This window comes from Micromonospora zingiberis (assembly GCF_004331455.1).
Lineage (GTDB): Bacteria > Actinomycetota > Actinomycetes > Mycobacteriales > Micromonosporaceae > Micromonospora > Micromonospora zingiberis.
In genome coordinates, this window is record NZ_SJJR01000025.1 from 49,704 (window position 1) to 71,924 (window position 22,221).

General features: G+C 71.8%; 20 protein-coding genes. 12 read left to right on the forward strand and 8 right to left on the reverse strand.

Translation table 11 applies throughout. The features are described from left to right. From purL to purS, 3 genes are all read right to left on the reverse strand, one after another. On the reverse strand, positions 1-2,796 hold the full coding sequence (purL, locus tag E0H26_RS25895; protein WP_240742379.1) for a phosphoribosylformylglycinamidine synthase subunit PurL: 2,796 nt from the start codon (positions 2,794-2,796) through the stop codon (positions 1-3). A 67-nt stretch (positions 2,797-2,863) separates the two neighbouring features. Continuing rightward, positions 2,864-3,547: a phosphoribosylformylglycinamidine synthase subunit PurQ gene (gene purQ, locus E0H26_RS25900; RefSeq protein WP_131308188.1), complete on the reverse strand. Its 684-nt coding sequence runs from the start codon at positions 3,545-3,547 to the stop codon at positions 2,864-2,866. After that, entirely contained in the window at positions 3,544-3,807 is a 264-nt protein-coding gene (gene purS / locus E0H26_RS25905; protein WP_131308191.1) for a phosphoribosylformylglycinamidine synthase subunit PurS, read from the reverse strand. The genes purQ and purS overlap by 4 nt, the downstream gene beginning before the upstream one ends. Before the next feature lie 481 nt (positions 3,808-4,288). Here purS and E0H26_RS25910 point away from each other — a divergent pair, with 481 nt between their 5' ends. Continuing rightward, entirely contained in the window at positions 4,289-4,969 is a 681-nt protein-coding gene (locus E0H26_RS25910) for a S1 family peptidase (protein WP_131308193.1), read from the forward strand. A 24-nt stretch (positions 4,970-4,993) separates the two neighbouring features. Then, positions 4,994-5,560: a YbjQ family protein gene (locus E0H26_RS25915; protein WP_131308196.1), complete on the forward strand. Its 567-nt coding sequence runs from the start codon at positions 4,994-4,996 to the stop codon at positions 5,558-5,560. Between the two features lie 203 nt (positions 5,561-5,763). On the opposite strand, the gene purB is transcribed toward E0H26_RS25915, so the two are convergent. The 3 genes from purB to E0H26_RS25930 form a co-directional block, all read right to left on the reverse strand. After that, positions 5,764-7,188 carry an adenylosuccinate lyase gene (purB, locus tag E0H26_RS25920; protein WP_131308199.1) on the reverse strand — a complete coding sequence of 475 codons (1,425 nt, stop codon included), beginning with the start codon at positions 7,186-7,188 and terminating at the stop codon, positions 5,764-5,766. 171 nt (positions 7,189-7,359) lie between these two features. Next, complete coding sequence (locus tag E0H26_RS25925; RefSeq protein WP_131308202.1) at positions 7,360-7,965, reverse strand: hypothetical protein; 606 nt, start codon at positions 7,963-7,965, stop codon at positions 7,360-7,362. Between the two features lie 149 nt (positions 7,966-8,114). Next, a complete protein-coding gene (locus E0H26_RS25930) occupies positions 8,115-9,407 on the reverse strand; it encodes an acetyl-CoA C-acetyltransferase (protein ID WP_131308205.1) in 1,293 nt (430 codons plus the stop codon). Between the two features lie 54 nt (positions 9,408-9,461). On the opposite strand from E0H26_RS25930, the gene E0H26_RS25935 reads away from it, so the two are divergent. The 7 genes from E0H26_RS25935 to E0H26_RS25965 all read left to right on the forward strand — a co-directional run bounded on the left by E0H26_RS25935 (position 9,462) and on the right by E0H26_RS25965 (position 16,880). Further along, a complete protein-coding gene (locus E0H26_RS25935) occupies positions 9,462-10,835 on the forward strand; it encodes a 3-oxoacyl-ACP reductase (RefSeq protein WP_131308208.1) in 1,374 nt (457 codons plus the stop codon). After that, positions 10,835-12,019: a MaoC/PaaZ C-terminal domain-containing protein gene (locus tag E0H26_RS25940; RefSeq protein WP_420812890.1), complete on the forward strand. Its 1,185-nt coding sequence runs from the start codon at positions 10,835-10,837 to the stop codon at positions 12,017-12,019. Before E0H26_RS25935 ends, E0H26_RS25940 begins: the two co-directional genes overlap by 1 nt. An 85-nt stretch (positions 12,020-12,104) precedes the next feature. Next, complete coding sequence (locus tag E0H26_RS25945; RefSeq protein ID WP_131308211.1) at positions 12,105-12,857, forward strand: NUDIX hydrolase; 753 nt, start codon at positions 12,105-12,107, stop codon at positions 12,855-12,857. Continuing rightward, on the forward strand, positions 12,854-13,828 hold the full coding sequence (locus E0H26_RS25950) for a serine/threonine protein kinase (protein WP_131308214.1): 975 nt from the start codon (positions 12,854-12,856) through the stop codon (positions 13,826-13,828). Before E0H26_RS25945 ends, E0H26_RS25950 begins: the two co-directional genes overlap by 4 nt. Before the next feature lie 10 nt (positions 13,829-13,838). Continuing rightward, on the forward strand, positions 13,839-14,798 hold the full coding sequence (locus E0H26_RS25955; protein WP_131308217.1) for a hypothetical protein: 960 nt from the start codon (positions 13,839-13,841) through the stop codon (positions 14,796-14,798). Between the two features lie 68 nt (positions 14,799-14,866). Beyond that, a complete protein-coding gene (locus E0H26_RS25960) occupies positions 14,867-16,126 on the forward strand; it encodes an adenylosuccinate synthetase (RefSeq protein WP_131308268.1) in 1,260 nt (419 codons plus the stop codon). A gap of 133 nt (positions 16,127-16,259) precedes the next feature. After that, positions 16,260-16,880, forward strand: a complete 621-nt coding sequence (locus E0H26_RS25965; RefSeq protein WP_131308220.1) for a DedA family protein — start codon at positions 16,260-16,262, stop codon at positions 16,878-16,880. 67 nt (positions 16,881-16,947) lie between these two features. Here the strand turns inward: E0H26_RS25965 and E0H26_RS25970 are convergent, their stop codons facing one another. Continuing rightward, positions 16,948-17,574: a TetR/AcrR family transcriptional regulator gene (locus tag E0H26_RS25970; RefSeq protein WP_131308223.1), complete on the reverse strand. Its 627-nt coding sequence runs from the start codon at positions 17,572-17,574 to the stop codon at positions 16,948-16,950. A gap of 65 nt (positions 17,575-17,639) precedes the next feature. Here E0H26_RS25970 and E0H26_RS25975 point away from each other — a divergent pair, with 65 nt between their 5' ends. The 3 genes from E0H26_RS25975 (at position 17,640) to E0H26_RS25985 (ending at position 21,125) form a co-directional block, all read left to right on the forward strand. Continuing rightward, a complete protein-coding gene (locus E0H26_RS25975) occupies positions 17,640-18,092 on the forward strand; it encodes an SCP2 sterol-binding domain-containing protein (protein ID WP_131308226.1) in 453 nt (150 codons plus the stop codon). 1 nt (position 18,093) lies between these two features. Continuing rightward, the gene (locus tag E0H26_RS25980) at positions 18,094-19,308 is read left to right on the forward strand and encodes an acyl-CoA dehydrogenase family protein (RefSeq protein ID WP_131308229.1); all 1,215 of its coding nucleotides are present in this window, start codon (positions 18,094-18,096) and stop codon (positions 19,306-19,308) included. 242 nt (positions 19,309-19,550) lie between these two features. Beyond that, complete coding sequence (locus tag E0H26_RS25985) at positions 19,551-21,125, forward strand: AMP-binding protein (protein WP_131308232.1); 1,575 nt, start codon at positions 19,551-19,553, stop codon at positions 21,123-21,125. An 81-nt stretch (positions 21,126-21,206) separates the two neighbouring features. On the opposite strand, the gene E0H26_RS25990 is transcribed toward E0H26_RS25985, so the two are convergent. After that, a complete protein-coding gene (locus E0H26_RS25990; protein WP_420812891.1) occupies positions 21,207-22,133 on the reverse strand; it encodes an endonuclease/exonuclease/phosphatase family protein in 927 nt (308 codons plus the stop codon). Positions 22,134-22,221 lie beyond the last annotated feature (88 nt).

Here is a 22,221-nt window from a genome sequence, read left to right on the forward strand (position 1 = left end):
TCAGCGCTCGTCGGACGCCGACGGTTGCGTGCCCGGCGTGCCGTTGGCCTCGCCCTCGGCGGTTGCGGCGTCCGACCCGGCCGGGCCGTCGCCGGCTGCGGCGTCCTGTCCCACCGGCCCGTCGCCAGCTGCCTCGACCGGCTGCGGGGTCGGCTGGCGGACCGGCGGTGCCGCCCGCTCGGCCGGCCGGTCGCCCTCACCGGCGGACGGCGCGACGTCGTCCGCCGCCGGTACGGCCGCCTCGGCGTCATCCCCGGTCGTCGGTGCGACGTCATCCACCGGCGCGGCCTCGACCACGCTGTACTGCGTCACCGGCTCGTCCGCTGGCACCTCGACGGCCACCTCGAACGGCTGGACGCCGCCGAACAGGGCCGGCAGCGTGCCGCTGTGCGCCTCACGCAGCTCGTCCAGGTCGATCCGGAACTGGCCGCGCACCTCCAGCGCGCCACCCGAGGGATCGGTGACACCGATCAACTCCCACGGCACGCCGTGCTCGCCGCAGAGCGCGGTGAACGCCTTCTCGTGGCCGCGCGGCACCGAGACCAGCACCCGGCCGGCAGACTCGCTGAACAGGAAGACGAAGGGCATCGAGCTGCCCTCGAAGCGCTCCGGCACCGCGACCCTGGCACCGACGCCGTGGCGCAGGCAGGACTCCACCAGGCTCTGCGCGAGGCCACCGTCGGAGAGGTCGTGCGCCGAGCTGAGGTGGCCCACCCGGGCGGCGGCGGCCAGTAGCCCGGCGAGTTGCTTCTCGCGGGCCAGGTCGACGTGCGGGGGTACGCCACCGAGGTGCTCGTGGGTCACCCAGGCCCACTCCGAACCGGACAGCTCCACGTGCGTCTCGCCGAGCAGGAAGAGCTGGTCGTGGTCACCGCTGCTGGGCTGCGGGGCGAAGCCCGTCGCCACCCGGTCGGCAACGTTCTCCAGCACGCCGAGCACACCCACGACCGGCGTCGGGTGGATCGCCGCCGCCCCGGTCTGGTTGTAGAAGCTGACGTTGCCGCCGGTCACCGGGATGCCCAGTTCGGCGCAGCCGTCGGCCAGGCCGCGAACCGCCTCGGCGAACTGCCACATCACGCCCGGGTCCTCCGGCGAGCCGAAGTTCAGGCAGTCGGTGACCGCGATCGGCGTCGCCCCGGTGACCACCACGTTCCGGTACGCCTCGGCCAGCGCCAGCTTGGCACCGTGGTACGGGTCGAGCCGGGCGTACCGGCCGTTGCCGTCGACCGACAGCGCCACGCCCAGGCCGGTCCGCTCGTCGATCCGGATCACGCCCGAGTCCTCCGGCTGGGCGAGCACGGTGTTGCCCAGCACGTAGCGGTCGTACTGCTCGGTGACCCAGGTCTTGTCGGCGAGGTTCGGCGAGGCGATCATGCGCAGCACGGTCTCGCGCAGCGCGTCCGGGTCGCTCGGCCGGGGCAACGTCTCGGCGCGGTCGGCCTGGAGCAGGATCAGGTCGGCCGGCTCGCGCATCGGACGGGCGTAGACTGGGCCGTCGTCCACCAGCGAGCCGGGCGGCACGTCCACCACCAGGTGATCCCGCCAGGTGATCAGCAGCCGGCCCGGCTGGCCGTCCGGCTCCGGCGCGGTGACCTCGCCGATCGCGGTGGCCAGCACGCCCCACTTCTCGCAGGTCTTGAGGACGGCTTCGAGCTTGGCCGGCTCGACGACCAGGAGCATCCGCTCCTGCGACTCGCTGGCCAGGATCTCGTGCGGGTCCATCGACGGCTCACGCAGCGGCACCCGCTCCAGCCAGACCCGCATGCCCGTGCCGGCCGCCGCGGCGGTCTCGGTGAGCGCACAGGTGAGCCCGGCGCCGCCGAGGTCCTGGATGCCGGCGACCAGTTCGGCGTCGTACAGCTCCAGGCACGCCTCGATCAGCAGCTTCTCGATGAACGGGTCGCCGACCTGCACCGACGGGCGGCGCTGCTCGCTGCCCTCGGTGAAGGTCGCGCTGGCCAGCACCGACACACCGCCGATGCCGTCCCGCCCGGTCTTGGCGCCCATCAGCACCACGACGTTGCCGGGGCCGACGGCGGCCTTGTTCTGCAACCGGCTCACCGGCAGTACGCCGAGGCAGAGCGCGTTGACCAGGGGGTTGCCCTGGTAGCAGGGGTCGAAGACCACCTCGCCGCCGATGTTGGGCAGACCGAGGCAGTTGCCGTACCCGCCGACCCCGGCGACCACGCCGGGCAGCACCCGCGCGGTGTCGGGGTGGTCGGCGGCGCCGAAGCGCAGCGGGTCCATCACGGCCACCGGGCGGGCACCCATGGCGAGGATGTCGCGGACGATGCCGCCGACGCCGGTCGCCGCGCCCTGGTACGGCTCGACGAAGCTCGGGTGGTTGTGCGACTCGACCTTGAAGGTCACCGCCAACTCGTCGGAGACCCGCACCACACCGGCGTTCTCTCCGATGCCGGCCAGCAGCCGGTCGCTCGGCGGGGCCTTCTCACCGAACTGGCGCAGGTGCACCTTGCTGGACTTGTAGGAGCAGTGCTCGCTCCACATGATCGAGTACATCGCCAGCTCGGACTGGGTGGGCCGGCGGCCCAGGATGTGCCGGATGCGGTCGTACTCGTCGTCCCGGAGCCCCAACTCGGCGTAGGGCTGGAGTTCCTCCGGGGTGCCCTCGGCGCGCGGCACGGTGTCCACCCCGTCCGCCCAGTCGGCCGGGCCGGCGGCGTGCCGGGCCGGGGTGGCCTGCGGCGCGTCGGCCGGACGCGGCTGGACCGGCTGTGCCGGCGCGGCCGGGACTGCCTCCGGGGTCTCCCGTACCGGGTCCGGATGCGTAGTCATGACCTCTCCTCGTTGCGCTCGCCGCCCTGGGGGCGGGTGAGCCGACCGATGATCCCGACGCGAACGGTCACGCCGGCGCCCCCACCAGGTGCTTGAGCACCGAGGTGAAGAAGCCGAGGCCGTCGAGGGAGGGGCCGGTGAGCGCCTCCACCGCGTGCTCGGGATGCGGCATGATGCCGACCACGTTGCCGGCCGGGTTGGTGATGGCCGCGATGTCCCGCTGTGACCCGTTGGGGTTGCCGCCGACGTATCGGGCGACGACCCGGCCCTCGGCCTCAAGTGCGTCCAGCGTCGCGGCGTCGGCGACGTAGCAACCCTCACCGTTCTTGACCGGGATCAGCACCTCCTGCCCCGGCTGGAAGGTGTTCGTCCAGGCGGTGCCGGTCGACTCGATGCGCAGGATCTGGTCGCGGTTGCGGAAGTGCAGGTGCTGGTTGCGGGTGAGCGCGCCGGGCAGCAGGTGGGCCTCGCAGAGGATCTGGAAGCCGTTGCAGATGCCGAGCACGGGCAGGCCACCGGCGGCGGCGTCGACGATCGTCTCCATCACCGGGGCGAACCGGGCGATGGCGCCGCAGCGCAGGTAGTCACCGTAGGAGAAGCCGCCGGGCAGGACGACGGCGTCCACCCCGTGCAGCTCCGGGTCGCCGTGCCAGAGGCGGACCGGCTCGGCCCCGGCGATCCGGACGGCCCGGGCCGCATCCCCGTCGTCGAGCGAGCCGGGGAAGGTCACCACACCGACCCGCGCGGTCACGACCGGGCTTCCGCGCGCTCGTCGGCCTCGACCAGGCGGACGGTGAAGTCCTCGATGACCGGGTTGGCGAGCAGCTTGTCGGCGATCTCCCGGGCCCGGTCCAGGTCCGGTTCACCGGTGAACTCGATCTCGATCCGCCTGCCGATCCGTACCGAGGCGACGTCGTTGACGCCGAGCCGGGGCAGCGCGTTTGCGACGGCCTGGCCCTGCGGATCGAGGATCTCGGGCTTGAGCATGACGTCGACGACGACGCGAGGCACTGGGCACTCCTGACTGTGTACGCAGTTGGGTGCCGACCCACAACGGGCGAGCGCAGCCAGCCTACCTGGCAGATACCGCAGTGGACGCACCGGTGGGACGCCATCGGGACGGCCCTGACGCCGGCCCGTGCAGCCTCTTCGGGAACGATACGGGTTCGTTGCTGTCCCGATACGGCATTGTTGCCGGATCTGCCGGCGGGTCGCGCCACGAGCCAGCGCCACGGGCGCTGGCGACCGTCGGCTGAGGCGGGTGAGCGAGCCGTCGCCGAAGCCGGACACGGGGCGCAGCCGGGCCGACACCGGGAAATTCAGCTGTTACATCGCGGTGTTTCGATGAACCTCTTGTGAAACACCTCACCTGGCCCTACGGTACATCGTCAGATGTCGATTTATCGGCGTCGCGGTGACGGAACACCCCCGCCCGTCGCCGCAGGTCGATCCGGTTAACCCGGGTCCCGCAAACCCCGAAGGAGCCCTACCGATGCGCATCCGATCCCTGATCGCGGTCTTCGCCACAGCCCTGGCCGGCGTGCTCGGCGCCAGCTCCGGCGCCGTCGCCGCGCCCGCCAGCCCGTACATCATCGGCGGCGGAACCGTCTCCTCCGCGCCATGGGCCGCAGCAGTCTTCAGCAACGGCTCGTTCACCTGCTCCGGCACGATCATCGCCCCGCAGTGGGTGCTCACCGCCCGGCACTGCATCGGCGGCACCATGTCCGTCCGGGTGGGCAGCGTCTACTACGGCTCCGGCGGCGTCACCCGCACCGTCAGCGCCACCTACGGCCGCTACGACCTGGCCCTGATGCGCCTGTCCAGCTCGGTGAGCACCAGCTACGTCTCGCTGGCCAGCAGCAACCCGCCGCTCAACTCGACCAACACGATCTACGGCTGGGGCATGACCTGCTACAGCGGCTGCTCGGCGTCTCCCCAGCTGAAGACCGCCTCGGTCCGGGTGACCAGCAACAGCGTCACCGACGCGTACGGCGGGCAGGCGATCCGGAGCACGCGGATCAACGGCAACGCCTGGCGGGGCGACTCGGGTGGCCCGCAGTTCTACAACGGCCTACAGGTCGGGGTGGCCTCCACCGCCGACGGCGTGAACATCCAGAACTACGGCAGTGTCGCGTTCAACCGGGCCTGGATCACCTCGGTGGCCGGTGTCTGACGGTTAGCGCCGCGTCGGGCGCGGATGGTGGGCTACGCGCCCACCGTCCGCGCCGCGCCATTTTGCAGCATCCGATCAGGTGAACAAGGCTCACGTTGGGCCGCAGCGATGCCTGCCAGCATCGGAAATGTGCTGGTCGTGACGACGGATCAACTTCCCGGCTACGAGATCCGCCAGATCCTCGGCGAGGTGGTCTCCTCGATGGCCAGGACCCGCAACCCGTACCGCGAGGGCGTGAAGAACCTGCGCGGTGGCGCGTACGACCCGATGGCGCCGGACAACCTGACCCGCTGGCGTACCGACTCGGTGGCCCGGCTCGGCGAGGAGGCCCGCCGGCTCGGCGCGAACGCCGTGGTGGGCATGCGGTTCGACAGCCGCGACTGCGGCGAGATGTGGATGGAGATCTGCGCCTACGGCACCGCCGTGATCGTGGCGCCCAAGGTCCCCGACGTCATGCCTCCCGACCAGCCGCTCATCGCGGCCGAAACCGCCAACGACCCCGCCTTCGCCGACACTCCCGGCGGCATCGCCGAACCCGCCAGCGCCCCCACCCTCCGCACCGCCGCCGAAACCCCCACCCGCGACGCCTAACCCCCCACCCCGCCCTCGCTCCGCCCTCGCTCCGCCCCTCGCTCCGCCCTCGCTCCGCACTCGCTCCGCCCTCGCTCCGTTGATCAAGAGGTTTGCGTCTGAATCCGGCGGGTCCCAGACGCAAACCTCTTGATCAACCACGCGGGGCGCGGGGTGCGGGGTGGGCGGGGTGTGGGGCGGGGTGTGGTGTGGGGTGGGCGGGGTTAGAGGATGGGGGGTGGGGTGTAGGTGGCGGCGGTGGGGTGGGATTCGACGATTTTGGTGATGCGGGCGGTTATGGCCTGGATCTGGGTGGGGGTGGCGCCGATGAAGGCGGCGCGGTTGGCTACCAGGGCGTCGATCTCGGGGCGGGTGAGGCCCAGGCGGGAGTCGGCGGCCAGGCGGTCGAAGAGGTCGTTGTCGGGGCTGCCCTGCTCGCGCATGGCCAGGGCCACGGCGACGGCGTGCTCCTTGATCGCCTCGTGCGCGGTCTCCCGGCCGACGCCCCGACGGACGGCCGCCACCAGGATCTTGGTGGTGGCCAGGAACGGCAGGAAGCGCTCCAGTTCCCGGTTGATCACCGCCGGGTAGGCGCCGAACTCGTCCAGCACGGTGAGGAACGTCTGGAACAGCCCGTCGGCGGCGAAGAAGGCGTCGGGCAGGGCCACCCGACGGACCACCGAGCAGGAGACGTCGCCCTCGTTCCACTGGTCGCCGGCCAGCTCGCCGACCATCGACAGGTAACCCCGGATGATCACCGCGAAGCCGTTCACCCGCTCCGACGATCGGGTGTTCATCTTGTGCGGCATCGCGCTGGAGCCGACCTGCCCCGGCTTGAAGCCCTCGGTGGCCAACTCCTGGCCGACCATCAGCCGGATCGTGGTGGCCAGCGACGACGGCGCCGCCGCCACCTGCGCCAACGCGGAGATCACCGCCAGGTCGATCGAGCGCGGGTAGACCTGCCCGACGCTGTCCAGCACCCGGCTGAATCCCAGGTGCTCGGCGACCCGCCGCTCCAGTTCGGCCACCTTCCCGGCGTCGCCGTCCAGCAGGTCCAGCTGGTCGGCGGCGGTGCCCACCGGGCCCTTGATCCCCCGCAGCGGGTACCAGGAGATCAGCTCCTCCAGCCGCTCGTACGCGATGATCAACTCCTCGGCGGCCGACGCGAAGCGCTTGCCCAGCGTGGTGGCCTGCGCCGCCACGTTGTGCGACCGACCGGCCATCACCACGTCCGCGTACTCGTGCGCGTGCCAGGCCAGCCGGGCCAGCGTCGCCACCACCCGGTCCCGGATCAGCTCCAGCGACCGGCGCACCTGGAGCTGCTCGACGTTCTCGGTGAGGTCCCGCGAGGTCATGCCCTTGTGCACGTGCTCGTACCCGGCGAGGGCGTTGAACTCCTCGATCCGCGCCTTCACGTCGTGGCGGGTCACCCGCTCCCGCGCCGCGATCGAGTCCAGGTCGACGTCGTCCAACACCCGCTCGTACGCCTCGACCACGCCGTCGGGCACCGGCACACCGAGATCCCGCTGGGCGCGGAGCACGGCGAGCCAGAGCCGCCGCTCCAACCGGATCTTCTCTTCCGGGGACCAGAGCGCGACCAGTTCGGGCGAGGCGTACCGGTTGGCGAGCACGTTCGGGATCGTCGTCACGCTGCCATTCTCCGCCTCCTCCGGCACCGCCGTTACGCCGCCCGGCCAGGTATGACTGGATGCACTCTGCCCGGCTCTCGCCGGACCTGCGGGGCCGTTGAGCCTCGCCTGCCTCATCGCGGTCCCTGTCGAGCTGCTAGCGCAAACGATTCACGCCGCCGTCGGCCCGGGTCACACCTCTGCCACCTCATTCACGGTCGCGGTCACCACCAGGGTCTTGGTCTGCTTGCCGTGAGCGTTGCGCACGGTCAGCAGGTAGGTGTGCCGCTGCACGTCGCCGCCCGCTCCCTCGCAGGGGAAGGTGAGGGTTTCGCTGCCGGTGGGCGGGTAGTTGTCGGCGTACACGCCCTGACCGTCGACGGAGAGGGCGACGGAGTCGACGTTGCTGACCTTCCACTCCAGAACGACCGGCGTGCCGGGAATCGGGTTGACGTTCGTCCCGGCCGGGCAGGAAGGCTTCTGGGCAACCCGGAAGTAGGTGATGGTTGGCCCGGTCCCCGACTTGGTCCCGGACTGTCCCCCGCCAGTCGAGCCGGTGGAGCCGCCGCCCGTCGAACCGCCCTTGGTCGTACCGTCTGCGGTGGGCTCGGAGGCGGCGGTGTCGTCGGGCGCGGCCGTCGGGTCGGACGCGGTGGTCGGGTCGACGGTTGCCGGGGTGCTGGGTGCCGCCGCAGTCGGGGCGGACTCCGGGCTGGTGCCGGTGGAGGCGCAACCGCTGACCACAAGTGCAGCGGTCAGGGCGACGATGGATGTGCGGAGCAGGGCTTGACCACTCATGACCACTCCTTGGTAGCGCGCCGCCGGTGGCTCCGGGGCGCAGGCTGTGGTCCACAGTAGAGATGACTGACAATGCCTTCCGACCAGGTCAAGGTCGGAGCATCGGCAACTCTTCTCGCACCTTCCGCATAGCCGGCACGCCCTGACGATCAGCGTTCCAGGATCGCGGTGATGCCCTGGCCGCCGGCGGCGCAGATCGAGATGAGGCCGCGACCGCTGCCCTTCTCCGCGAGCAGCTTGGCCAGGGTGGCGACGATCCGACCGCCGGTCGCGGCGAACGGGTGCCCGGCGGCCAGCGACGAGCCGTTCACGTTGAGCTTGTCGGTGTCGATGGCGCCCAGCGGCTCGTCCAGACCCAACCGCTCGGCGCAGAACTCCTTCGACTCCCAGGCGGCCAGCGTGGCGAGCACCTGCGCGGCGAACGCCTCGTGGATCTCGTAGTAGTCGAAGTCCTGGAGGGTCAGCCCGGCGCGGGCGAGCAGTCGGGGCACGGCGTACGTGGGTGCCATGAGCAGCCCCTCGTCGCCGTGTACGAAGTCCACCGCCGCCGTCTCCGACCAGGAGAACCAGGCCAGCACCGGCAGGTTGCGCTCGGCCGCCCACTGCCCGCTGGCCAGCAGCACGGTGGACGCGCCGTCGGTCAGCGGCGAGGAGTTGCCGGCGGTCATGGTGGCCCGCTCCGCGTCCGGGCCCTTGGCACCGAAGACCGGCTTGAGCCCGCCGAGCTTCTCCAGGGTGGTGTCGGGGCGCAGGTTCTGGTCGCGGGTGAGCCCCAGGTAGGGGGTCATCAGGTCGTCGAAGAACCCCCGGTCGTACGCGGCGGCGAGCCGCTGGTGCGAGCGCAGTGCCAGCTCGTCCTGCGCCTGCCGGTCGACGTTCCAGCGCAGCGCCGTCTGTGCGGCGTGCTCCCCCATGGACAGCCCGGTACGCGGTTCGGCGTTACGTGGGATCTCCGGCTTGAACGGTTGGGCCGGGCGCAACTTCGCGGCGATGCGCAGCCGCTCGCCGAGGGTCCGGGCGGAGTTGAGCTTGAGCAGGGTGCGGCGCAGGTCCTCGTTGACCGCGAGCGGGGCGTCGGAGGTGGTGTCGACGCCACCGGCGATGCCCACTTCGAGCTGCCCGAGGGCGATCTTGTTGGCGACCAGGATGGCGGCTTCCAGGCCGGTGCCGCAGGCCTGCTGGATGTCGTACGCCGGGGTGCGTGGGTCGAGTGTGGAGCCGAGCACCACCTCGCGGGTGAGGTTGAAGTCCTTCGAATGCTTCAGCACCGCCCCGGCGACCACCTCACCCAACTGCTGTCCGGCCAGGCCGAATCGGGCGATCAGTCCGTCCAGCGCGGCGGCGAGCATGTCGGAGTTGCTGGCGCTGGCGTAGCGGGAGTTGGAGCGGGCGAAGGGGATCCGGTTGCCGCCGATCACCGCGACCCGTCGAACGTTCTGCACGATCCGCCTCCTGGTAAGTGTTGCCCACACCTTACTCACCAGTAGGCTACGCCTATGACCGACAGGTACGCGAGCTTCGTCCAGTCGGGCACCGGTCGGGCGCTGGTCAAGCGCCTCGGCCTGCCCGATCCGCCGCGGCTGCGCCGGTACGCCCCCGGCGAGCCGATCCTCCCCGGGCCGGTGCTGCTCGGCGCCGCCCCCGGTGGTCGGCTCGCCGAACCGGTCGGCAAGATCCTGGCCGCCGCCGGGCTCGCCCTGCGCGATCCGGCCACCGCCGTGCCCGACCCGACGACCGGCCGTACGCCCGCCAGCGCCGCCCTCGTCTACGACGCCACCGGCATCACCGACTCGACCGGGCTGCGCCAGCTCTACGACTTCTTCCACCCGCAGGCCCGGGCCGTGCAGCCCAGCGGGCGGGTGATCGTGCTGGGCACCCCGCCGGCCGAGTGCCCGACGCCCCGCGAGGCGACCGCCCAGCGGGCTCTGGAGGGTTTGACCCGCAGCATCGGCAAGGAGTTCGGCCGGGGCATCACCGCCCAACTGGTACACGTCACGGGCCGGGCCGACGAGGGCACCTGGACCAGCCTGGAGGCCACCCTGCGCTTCCTGCTCTCCGGCCGGTCCGCGTACGTCTCGGGCCAGGTGATCCGGGTCGGTGCCGGCCAGGCCACCGCGCCGATCGACTGGAATCGCCCGCTGGACGGGCAGGTCGTGCTGGTCACCGGGGCGGCCCGGGGCATCGGTGCGGCGCTGGCCCGGGTGCTGGCCCGCGACGGTGCGACCGTGGTGGCGCTGGACGTCCCGGCCGCCGGGGACGAGCTGGCCGGGGTGGCCAACGAGATCGGCGGCAGCGCGGTGCAGCTCGACCTGACCGCCGCCGACGCGCCGGCCCGGCTCGCCGAGTACCTGTCCAGCCGGCACGGGCGGGTGGACGTGGTGGTGCACAACGCCGGGATAACCCGGGACAAGACCCTCGGCCGGATGGACGCCGACCGGTGGGATCAGGTCATCGACGTCAACCTGTCCAGCCAGGAGCGAATCAACGACCTGCTGTTGGAGCGGGAGTTGATCCCGGCCGGCGGGCGGATCGTCGGCGTCTCCTCGATCGCCGGGATCGCCGGCAACCGGGGCCAGACCAACTACGCCACCAGCAAGGCCGGTGTGATCGGGTTGGTCGACTCGCTCGCCCCGGCGCTACGGGAGCGGCAGATCAGCGTGAACGCGGTCGCGCCCGGGTTCATCGAGACCCGGCTGACCGCCCGCATTCCGTTGATGCTGCGCGAGGCCGGCCGCCGGATGAACAGCCTCGCCCAGGGCGGACTGCCGGTGGACGTCGCCGAGACGATCAGCTGGCTGGCCTGGCCGGCGTCCGGCGCGGTCAGCGGCAACGTGGTCCGCGTCTGCGGCCAGAGCCTGCTGGGGGCGTGATGGCCCGGCGCAGGCGCGGCGAGGAGCCGTCCGACGACCTGTCGGTCGGCGAGCTGATCGACGGTCCCACGGAAGCGCTGACGCCGGAGATCCTGGCCGCCGCGTTCGCCACGCCCGGCGGGGACGGCCGGGACCGGGACACCACCCAGGATCTGACCAGTGCCGCCGCGTCGATCCGGGCGGCCGGGGACCCGGTGGGTCCGGTCACCGGTGACACCGGCTCGGCGGCGAACCAGCTGCCGGCGGCCGGGCCAGCCGGCAACCCGCGCGCTCCCGGGGAGCCGCACCTCCTCGGCGACGGCCCGGGCGGGGTGCCGCAGCCGGCGACCCGGGATCGGATCGAGCTGTCCGGGCTGCCGGCGGCCGGGCCGCTGTACCGGCGGGCGCTGCTGGGTGCGGTGCCGGGGCTGGGCGGCCGGCGCGGTGCCGACGTGCCGGCGGTGGAACTGGCCGTCAGCGGGGTACCTGTGGACCCGCAGCGGCTGGCCGACTACGACCGGGTGTGCGGGTTCCGGCTGGCCGACCGGCTGCCGGCGACCTTTCCCCATGTCATGGGCTTTCCGTTGGCGCTGCGCCTGATCACCGCACCGGAGTTTCCGATCCCGCTGACCGGGGTGGTGCACGTCGGCAACCGGATCACCGTGCGTCGGCCGGTCACCGTCACGGACCGGCTGGACTTCACCGCCTGGGCGGAGAACCTGCGTCCGCACGATCGCGGGCGGCAGGTCGATGTCGTACTCGTCGGGTCCGTCGACGGGGAGGAGGTGTGGCGCGGCGTCTCGACGTACCTCGGGCGGCAGCGCAGCCCGGTCGGCGGTGAGCGGCGCGACCGGACGGAATCGCCCGCTCCGTCGGCCGCCACCGCCCGCTGGCGGGTCGAGCCCTGGGTCGGTACGGACTACGCCCGGGTTTCCGGCGACCACAACCCGATCCACACCTCGCAGTTGGGGGCCCGGCTGTTCGGTTTTCCCCGGCCGATCGCCCATGGCATGTGGAGCAAGGGGCGTTGCCTGGCCGCGCTGGAGAACCGGCTGCCGGAGGCGTACACGGTGCAGGTGGCGTTCAAGCTTCCGGTGCCACTGCCCAGCACGGTCGCCTTCAGCGCCGCGCGGTCGGGCGCCGACTGGGATTTCGCGCTGCACGACCAGCGGGGCCGCCCGCAGCTGGTGGGCACCATCCGCTGAGCGAGGGTCGGGCACTTGCCCGGCCCTCCTTTTCGCGCTATGTTGTTCTCACATAGAGATATTCTCAGAGTGAGAGTGATGAGCCGTGAACGAGCAGGACTTCCTCGCCGCGTACGACCCGCAGGCCTATCCCGCCATTGCGGTCACCGTCGACGTGGTCGCCCTGACCATCCGGGCCGACGCGCTGCACCTGCTGCTGATCCGCCGGGGCGAGCAGCCCTACGCGGGGCACTGGGCGCTGCCCGGCGGCTTCGTCCGGCCCGACGAGGATCTCGCCACCGCCGCCCGCCGGGAGTTGGCCGAGGAGACCGGCCTCGGCGGTGACCGGCTGCGCCGCGTACACCTGGAGCAGTTGGCCAGCTACGGCACGCCCGACCGCGACCCCCGGATGCGGATCGTCTCGGTCGCCCACCTCGCCTTCGCCCCGGACCTGCCCGACGCGACGGCCGGCACCGACGCCGACGAGGCGATCTGGCTACCGGTGGCCGAATTGACCAGCCGGGAACTCGCCTTCGACCACCGCCAGATCGTCGCCGACGGGTTGGAGCGAGCCCGATCGAAGCTGGAGTACACCCCGCTGGCCACCCGCTTCCTCGCTCCCGAGTTCACCATCAGCGAGCTGCGGGCCGTCTACGAAACGGTCTGGGGGCACCCGCTGCACGCCGGCAACTTCCACCGCAAGGTGCTCTCGGTGCCGGGCTTCGTGGAGAGCACCGGCGCGAGCACCGAGCGCGGCGGCAGCCGGGGTGGCCCCCGGGCCCGGCTCTACCGGGCCAGCGACGCCCGGCTGCTGCATCCGGCGCTGCTACGCCCGGCCCGAGAGGAGACCGTGCGATGAGGACCGACGAGGCGATCCGCCTGGTCAGCGGGGCCCGCGACGACGACGAACTGTTCGGCGCCGACGCACCGGAACGCCGCTACCGGGAACTGGTCGCGGCCCTGCACCCCGACCGGCTCGGCTGGGCCGGGCCCGGCGTACGGGCCGAGGCCACCGAGGCGTTCGTCCAGGTCACCACCCGCTGGCGGACCCGCCAGGTGACCGAGCTGCGTGGCTACCGCTGCGGCCGGCCGGCGTACTCCGGTGACCTCGCCGACCTGTACGACGTCGGCGCCGACCGGCTGCTCAAGCTCCCCCGCGCCGCCAACGACAACGACCTGATGGTTCGGGAGGAACGCGCACTGCGCCGGCTCGCCGAGCGGGGCGACCCACGTTGGCTGCCGTACGTGCCCCGGCTGGTCGACAGCTTCGCCCACCGGGACGCCGCCACCGGAGCCGAGCGGCGGATCAACGTCCTCGCCACCGCGCCCGGACTGCACAGCCTGGTCGACGTGCGGCGGGCGTACCCGGACGGGCTGGACGCCCGCGACGTGGCCTGGATGTGGCGGCGGCTGCTGGTGGCGCTCGGCCTGGCCCACCGGGCCGGCGTGGTGCACGGCGCGGTGCTGCCGCCACACGTGCTGATCGAGCCGGACGCGCACGGCGTCGTGCTGGTCGACTGGTGCTTCGCCACGGAAACCGACGGTGTGGTGCCGGCGCTGGTCCCCGACTACCGGGACTGGTACCCGCCCGAGGTCACCGACCGCCGCCCCGCCGGGCCGGGCACCGACATCGCGATGGCCGCCCGCTGCATGACCTGGCTGATGGGCCGGCGCGCCCCACGCGAACTACTCGCCTTCGCCCGGGGCTGCCGGCAGCGGTTCCTACGCGCCCGCCCGATCGATGCCTGGCGACTGCTCGGCGAACTCGACGAGGTGCTGGAACGCCGCTACGGCCCGCGCACCTTCCGACCCTTCACCCTCAACCCCTAAGGAGGCTGCCATGGGCAGCGGAATGTGGTCCACCGACGTGTACGACGCCGCCGACCGGTACCGCCGGGCCACCGGCTCCAGCGCGTTCGCCTACAGCGACGGTGGCGCCCGGGTGGTGCACCCGGCCCTGGACCCGCGCGACGCGGTACGGGAGAGCCGCGACTCCGACGAGCACCCGCAGTCCACCCCGGTCGCCGTACTCTTCGACGTGACCGGCTCGATGGGGCACGTGCCCCGCACCCTCCAGGCCAAGTTGCCGCAACTGCTGGGCCTGCTGCTGCGCCAGGGATACGCCCGCGACCCGCAGATCATGTTCGGCGCGATCGGCGACGCCACCTGTGACCGGGTGCCGTTGCAGGTGGGCCAGTTCGAGTCCGACAACCGGATGGACGACGACCTCGGCCGGATCGTGCTGGAGGGCGGCGGTGGCGGCCAGATGACGGAGTCGTACGAGCTGGCGCTCTACTTCATGGCCCGGCACACGGTCACCGACAGTTGGTCCAAGCGCGGCCGGCGCGGCTACCTGTTCATCATCGGCGACGAACTGGCGTACCCGAAGGTGAAGGCCGCCGAGGTGGCCCGGCGCATCGGCGGCGGGCTGCGCGAGGACGTGCCGCTGCGGCAGATCGTCGACGAGGTGACCCAGCGCTGGGACACGTACTACCTGCTCCCCGCCGGCAGCCACTACGCCGGCAACCGCAAGGTGCTCGACTTCTGGCGTGGGCTGCTCGGCCAGAACGCGCTGGAACTGGACGACCTGGACGCCGTCTGCGAGACCATCGCGCTCACCGTCGGCCTCGGCGAGCAGGCCATCGACCTCGACGGCGGCCTACGCGACCTGGACCGGGCCGGCTCGACGGCCACCGGCACGGTGTCCAAGGCGTTGGCCCGTCTCGGCAACACCCGACGCGCCGAGGTGGCCCAGCTGCCGGCCACCCGGAGCACCGGCGGCGGGGTCGTCCGGCTGTGACCGGCACGGTGGCGGGTGACGTCGTGGCACCGGCGGTCCGAGGCGATGGTGGCGGCCGGCAGCACACGATCGTGGTCGACCTCGGGTACGGCGACGCCGGCAAGGGCACGGTCGTGGACTGGCTCTGCGCGACCCGGCCGGTGCACACGGTGGTCCGGTTCAACGGGGGTGCGCAGGCGGCACACAACGTCGTGCTGCGCGACGGCCGGCACCACACGTACGCACAGTTCGGCGCCGGCACCTTCCATCCCGGCGTACGGACGCACCTGTCCCGGCACGTCGTGGTGGACCCGCTGGCGCTGGCCACCGAGGCCGACCACCTCGCCACCGTCGGGGTACCCGACGCGCTCGACCGGCTGACCGTGGACGGGGAGGCACTGCTGGCCACCCCGTACCACCGGGCCGCCAACCGGGCGCGGGAGACGGCCCGGGGAGCCGACCGGCACGGCTCCTGCGGGCAGGGGGTGGGTGAGACCGTCGCGTACGGTCTCGCCCACCCGGACGAGGCGCCCCGGGTGGCCGACTGCCGCCACCCGGAGGTGCTGCGCCGCCGGCTGACCGCGCTGCGGGACCGGCTGACGGCGGAACTCGGCCCGTTGGACGCCCCGCCGGTCGCCGACTGCCTGCCGGCCTACCGTGCTTTCGCCGAGCGGGTGGCGATCGTGGACCGGACCTGGCTGGCCGGGGCGCTGCGGGCCGGGCCGTGCGTGTTCGAGGGCGCGCAGGGGGTGCTGCTGGACGAGTGGCACGGCTTCCACCCGTACACCACGTGGAGCACCACCACCTTCGCCAACGCCGAGTCGCTGCTGACCGACGCCGGGCTGGCCGGGGCGGCGACCCGGATCGGGGTGCTGCGTACGGTCACCACCCGGCACGGGCCGGGGCCGCTGGTCACCGAGGACCCGGGGTTGGCGCTGACCGACCCGCACAACCCCACGAATCCGTGGCAGGGCCGCTTCCGCTTCGGCCACTTCGACGCGGTCGCCCATGCGTACGCCCTGGCGGTTGCCGGTGGGGTGGACGGCCTGGCGCTGACCCACCTGGATCTCGCCGAACGCGGCCTCGACCTGCGCGTCTGCCGTCGTTACCAGGGCCTGGACCGACTGCTGCCGGGCCCGCCCGGTGACCTCGACCGGCAGGCCGCACTCACCGCCCGCCTGCTGCGGGCCCGCCCGGTGTACGACGACGGCCCGCCGGCCGACTGGCCGCAGGCGGTGGCCGAGGTGCTCGGCGCACCCGTGGTGCTGACGTCGCACGGCCCCACCGCGCAGGACAAGCGCCCGCGTGCTGCGCTGCTCGCCCCGCCGGTCGCCGGCCTCCGCGGCTGAGGCGCCGCCACCCCGGTCGGCGGGTTCCGGTGCCCGGTGCCGCCGGCCTGGTCGGCGGGTTCCCGTGCCGGGTGTCGAGTGCCGATCCGCTCATCCGGCCGCGGGGTGCTCGTCGGGCCGCGAGCATGAGTAGATGGAGGCCGCGCTCGACCTGCTCCGGCAGATCCTCACCTCGCCCTGGGTGTATCTGCTGCTGTTCGGGCTCATCGCGGTCGACGCGATCTTTCCGCTGGTGCCGGCCGAGGCGGCGGTGATCACGGCAACCGTGCTCGCCACCGGTGGGGAGCCGAACCTGGTGCTGGTGACCGTGGTGGCCGCCCTCGGTGCGTTCCTCGGCGATCACGCCTCGTACGCCGTCGGGCGCGGCGGCGGTTCCCGCCGGCTGGACCGGTCGCCGGTGGACAGCCGGCGTCGGGCCAGGTCGCAGTGGGCCCGGCGGGCGGTGGACCGGCGCGGCGGGATGATCCTGGTTGCCGCCCGGTTCGTGCCGGGCGGACGGACGGCGGTCACCCTGGCCATGGGCGCGGTCCGCTATCCGCTGCGGTCGTTCGTCCTGTTCGACCTGATCGGGGCGGTCATCTGGGCACTGTACTGCGTGCTGCTCGGCATCTTCGGCGGGCTGACCTTCCAACGCCATCCGGTGCACGGGATCCTCGCCGGGATCGGCCTGTCGATCGTCGTCACCGTGTTGTTGGAGCTGATCCGCTGGCTGCGCCACCGGGCTCACCGTCGGGCCGCGGCCGGCGAGGGTTGAGCTGGTTAACAAGGGACCCTTCATCTACCGCAGGCGTTAATAAGGTGCCCTTCCTTATCGCCAGTCCTTATCGCCAGCGGGCGCCGCGCAGCAGTTGGGCAGCGCCGAGCCAGGCGACGTTCATCATCCGGGTCGCCGTCTTCTCCGGGTCGGCCTCGGGGTGGTCGGCCAGCCAGTCGGCCAGCGACTCGGTCGCGCCGACCAGGGCGTACGCGACGACCTCCAGATCGGTTTCGGCCACCTCGCGCCCCTCGGCGCGCAGTGCGTGGTCGAGCATCCCGGCGACCACCTCGACGATCCTCGTTCGCATGCCGGCCAGTTCGTCGGCGAATGCCCGCTCGGCCCGGGCCTGCCGGTAGAGCACTGCCCAGCCGTCCCGGTGGGCGCCGACGAAACCGAAGAACGCGCGCAGTCCGCGCCAGAGCCGCTCGTCGGCTGGTAGGTCGGGCGCGGCGGCCCCGGCGATGGCCTCCATCATCCGGGTGCCCTCGCGGTGCAGGCAGGCGACGAAGAGTTCTTCCTTCGTGCCGAGATAGGCGTAAACCATGGGTTTGGAGATGCCAGCCCGCTCCGCGACCTCGTCCATGCTGGCACCGTGGTAGCCGTGGCGGGAGAAGACCCGTACGGCGGCATCGAGCATCTGTTGCTCACGTACGGCCCGGGGTAGGCGCTTGAAGGCGGGTGTACTGGACACCTTGCCAGCATACCTACTCACACGTAAGGTTACGCCAGAGTAACCACTGTTCGAGAGGTGCTTCCATGACTGACTTCGACCCGGCCAACTTCGCCAACGTCGGCCCGAAGGAGTTCGCCAAGCTCGTCAAGTCCACGCCGGACAAGAAGCTCGCCGAGGTGATGTCGGGTGAGCTGCGCGGCAAGATCCTCGGTGAGGTCTTCGGGCGGATGCCGGAACTCTTCCGCGCCGACCGGGCCGGTTCGACCAACGCGGTCATCCACTGGAACATCACCGGTGCCCCCGAGGGCGGCACCGACACCTACGAGGTGGTCATCGCCGACGGCACCTGCACGGTCAACGAGACTCCGCAGCACGACCCGCGCCTGAGCCTGACCCTGGGTCCGGTCGAATTCCTCAAGATCGTCTCCGGCGGCGCCAACCCGGTCATGATGTTCATGACCGGCAAGCTCAAGGCAAAGGGCGACCTGGGTCTGGCCGCCAACATCGCGAACCTCTTCGACATCCCCAAGGCCTGAAATGGTCGAGTTCTCGCTCGACCTGAACGAGGAACAGCGGGATCTGCGTGACTGGGTGCACGGCTTCGCCGCCGAGGTCGTGCGCCCGGCCGCGGCCGAATGGGACGCCCGTGAGGAGACTCCGTGGCCGGTCATCCAGGAGGCGGCGAAGGTCGGCCTGTACGGCTTCGAGTTCCTCGCCACCTGCTGGGCCGACCCGACCGGGTTGTCCCTGCCGATCGCCAGCGAGGAACTCTTCTGGGGTGACGCGGGCATCGGCCTGAGTCTCTTCGGCACCTCCCTCGCGGTCGCCGCGATCTACGGCGCCGGCACCCCCGACCAACTCGTCGAGTGGGTGCCGCAGTGTTTCGGCGACGTCGACTCCCCGGCCGTCGCGGCGTTCTGCTCCACCGAGCCGGAAGCCGGTTCGGATGTCGCCGCGATGCGTACCCGGGCCAGCTACGACGAGGCCACCGACGAGTGGGTGCTGCGGGGGCAGAAGGCGTACGCCACCAACGGCGGGATTGCCGGGGTGCACGTGGTGATCGCCTCGGTCGAGCCGGAACTCGGGTCGCGTGGCCAGGCGGCATTCGTCGTACCGCCGGGCACGGCCGGGCTCAGCGCCACCCGCAAGCTGCGCAAGCTGGGCCTGCGGGCGTCGCACACGGCCGACGTCTTCCTCGACGAGGTACGCGTGCCGGGTCGCTGCCTGCTCGGCGGCAAGGAAGCACTGGACGAGCGGCTGGCCCGCGCCCGGTCCGGGCAGCGCTCCTCCGGCCAGGCCGCGATGCGCACCTTCGAACTGTCCCGGCCCACCGTCGGCGCACAGGCGCTCGGTGTCGCCCGGGCCGCCTACGAGTACGCCCTCGACTACGCCAAGGAGCGCGTCCAGTTCGGCCGGCCGATCATCACCAACCAGGCGGTCGCCTTCACCCTGGCTGACATGAAGATGGAGATCGACGCGGCTCGGCTGCTGGTCTGGCGGGCCTCCTGGATGGGTCGCAACAACCGGCCGTTCACCGCTGGCGAGGGCTCGATGTCCAAGCTCAAGGCCGGTGAGGTGGCCGTATCGGTCACCGAGAAGGCGGTCCAGTTGCTCGGCGGGGCCGGCTTCCTGCGGGACCACCCGGTCGAACGCTGGTACCGGGACGCCAAGATCTACACCATCTTCGAGGGCACCTCGGAGATCCAGCGCCTGGTCATCTCCCGGGCGATCTCCGGCATGCAGATCCGCTGACCGGCCGCTCCGCTGGGGGACAGTGCCGGCTGGTCCGCTGGGACGGTGCCGGCTGGTCCGCTGGGGACGGTGCCGGCCGGCGCCGGACCGCACGGGCCGGGCGGAGCTGCCCAGGCGAGCCGGACGCCGTCACCGAGGCCAGCCAGCCACCACCCCGCGCCGCGTGGCAACCGATCGCCGCCCGATGCATGATCGAAAGGATTCCGAGGGTTCCGGGCGAGCGACAGAAGGAGGTACGCCGCATGGAACTGCCGTTCGTCGTCGCCACGCTGACCCGGCGGGGCCTGCTCGCCCCCGGACGCCCGATCCGGGTCGCCGCCCAGCTCAACGCGCTACGCGAGTGGGGCTGGAGCCTGGCCGGTGAACTCCGCCAGGCGGCGGCCCGCGACCCGGGCCGGATCGCGGTCATCGACGACCAGGGCGCCGAGCTGACCTACGCCGAACTGCTCGACCGCTGCCTGCGGCTGGCCCGCGCGCTCCGCGCCGGACTGGGCGTCCAGCCCGGCGACCGGATCGGCGTGCTCGGCCGCAACCATCCGGGTCTGATCGAAACCATCGTCGCCGCCACCCTGCTCGGCGCGGACGCGGTGCTGATCAACACCGGCCTCTCCCCGGCGCAGCTGACCACCGTGGCCGAGGAACAACAGCTCCGGGTCCTGGTGCACGACGACGAGTTCACCGAACGGATCTCCGGGCTCCCCGCCGACCTGCACCGCCTCGACGAACGGGCGCGGGAGGAACTGATCCGCACCGCACTCCCCGCGGAACTGCGCCCACCCGAGCGGGACGGGCGGATCATCGTGCTCACCTCCGGCACCACCGGGACACCGAAGGGCGCCCGCCGCCCCACCCCGAACGGGTTCGGTCCGCTGGTGGCCATCATCGACCGGATCCCGCTGCACGTACGCGACCGGGTGCTGATCGCCGCTCCGGTCTTCCACACCTGGGGGTACGCGGCCCTACAGGTCTGCTTCGCGCTGCGGGCCACCATCGTGTTGCAGCGTCGCTTCGACCCGGCCGCCACCCTGGACGCCCTGGTGCGCCACCGCTGCCAGGCGCTGTTCGCGGTGCCGGTGATGCTGCAACGCCTGATGGAGGCGCCACCGCCGGATCCCCGACCCCCGCTGAAGGTGGTGGCCGTGAGTGGCTCGGCGCTGCCCGGCGGCCTGCCCTCGGCCTTCATGGATCGCTACGGCGACGTGCTCTACAACCTGTACGGCTCGACCGAGGCGTCCTGGGCGTCCATCGCGGTCCCCGCCGACCTGCGCCAGGCACCCACCACCGCCGGCCGCGCGCCGCACGGCACCCGCCTGGAGTTGCTCGACGACACCGGCCAGCCGGTGCCGCCCGGTCGGGTGGGGCGGATCTTCGTCGGCAACGAGATGCTCTTCGAGGGCTACACCTCCGGGGCCGACCGGGAACGCCACGACGGCCTGCTGGACACCGGCGACCTGGGTCGGCTCAACGCCGACGGCCTGCTCTTCGTGGACGGGCGGGCCGACGACATGATCGTCTCCGGCGGGGAGAACGTCTTCCCCGCCGAGGTGGAACAGCTGCTCGCCCAACTCCCCCAGGTACGCGAGGCTGCCGTCATCGGCGTACCCGACCCCGAGTACGGCCAGCGGCTGGCCGCCTTCCTCGGTCTGCACCCCGGCGAAACCCTCGACGCCGAGGCGGTCCGCGAGTACGTCCGGCACTACCTGGCCCGCTTCTCCGTGCCCCGCGACGTGGTCTTCGTCAAGTACCTGCCCCGCAACGCCACCGGCAAGGTACTCACCCGCGAACTGCGCCGCTACAAGTCGGGTCCGCCCGGTTGATCAACTCCGTTTCGGTGGAATGGCGGGGTTCGGGTGGGCGGATTACCGCCATTCCACCGATACGGCGTCTGTCCGGCGGGGTCAGACCGTGATCGAAACGGTGACCGTGCCGATCAGGATCCGGTGATCCGAGCACGGGCCGCCGCAACTGGTGGCGATGGCCAGGGAGTCACCGGTGTAGCTGCCGACGATCCGATTCTCCCGTACGAAGATCAGGTCGACCTTCTTGACGTCGCCGCACGGCCCCAGGTCGCCGGCCTCCTGGGTCTTCTCGCCGTAGCCGAAGCAGGTCGGCTCGGTGTCGTCCAACTCCCGGTAGGCACCCTGGTTGTTGGCGTTGTTCGGGTGGTTCAGGCTGGCCGAGTACCACCCGTTCAGGCGGCCGTAGTTGGGCTGGGCGTTGAAGTCGCCCGCGATGACGACCGTGTCACCGTTGCCGTGGAACGTCTCCAACCGGCTCAACACCTCACCCAACTGCCGCTCGTTGACCTTCTGCCCGTTGATCACCTCGTTGGAGGGCGTGATGTGGGTGGTGCAGAACCGCATCTTGGGCCGGGCCTCCAGCGGCGCGCAGAGGAGCTTGCGCGTTTCCCGGCTGCCGTCGGCGGCCAGGGCGTACCGGTTGGCCGAGCCGAGCGGCGCCTTGCTGAAGATGGCCAGCCCGAACGGCTCGCCGCCGCAGGCGGTGTCGTTGTGCGGCTCGAACCGGGAGAAGTTCTCCACGTCCTGCGGCCAGCCGGAGCCGCGCAGATTGGCCTGTACCGCCTTGTACTGGCTCCAGCACAGCTCGTTGAGGGCCGCGAAGTGCGAGCTACGGTTGCGGATCGAGTTGGACAGGGCCGGGATCAGGCCGTTGGTGGTCGAGCCCCGGTGCATCGTCCAGCCCGCGGCGTTCCAGGTCCAGATGTTGTACGTCGCATTGACCGTGGCTGCCTGAGCTGGCACGGCGCTGGCGGTGAGCAGCAGTACCGCGGTGACGCACACCGCGAGGGCCCTTCGAATCAGCAAGACGTTCCCCCATGTCTCCGGCCGCCGAATGCGTCGCCGGGCGTCCGCGATTCTCGCACGAAGTGATCCACAAAGGACGCCCCGTAAT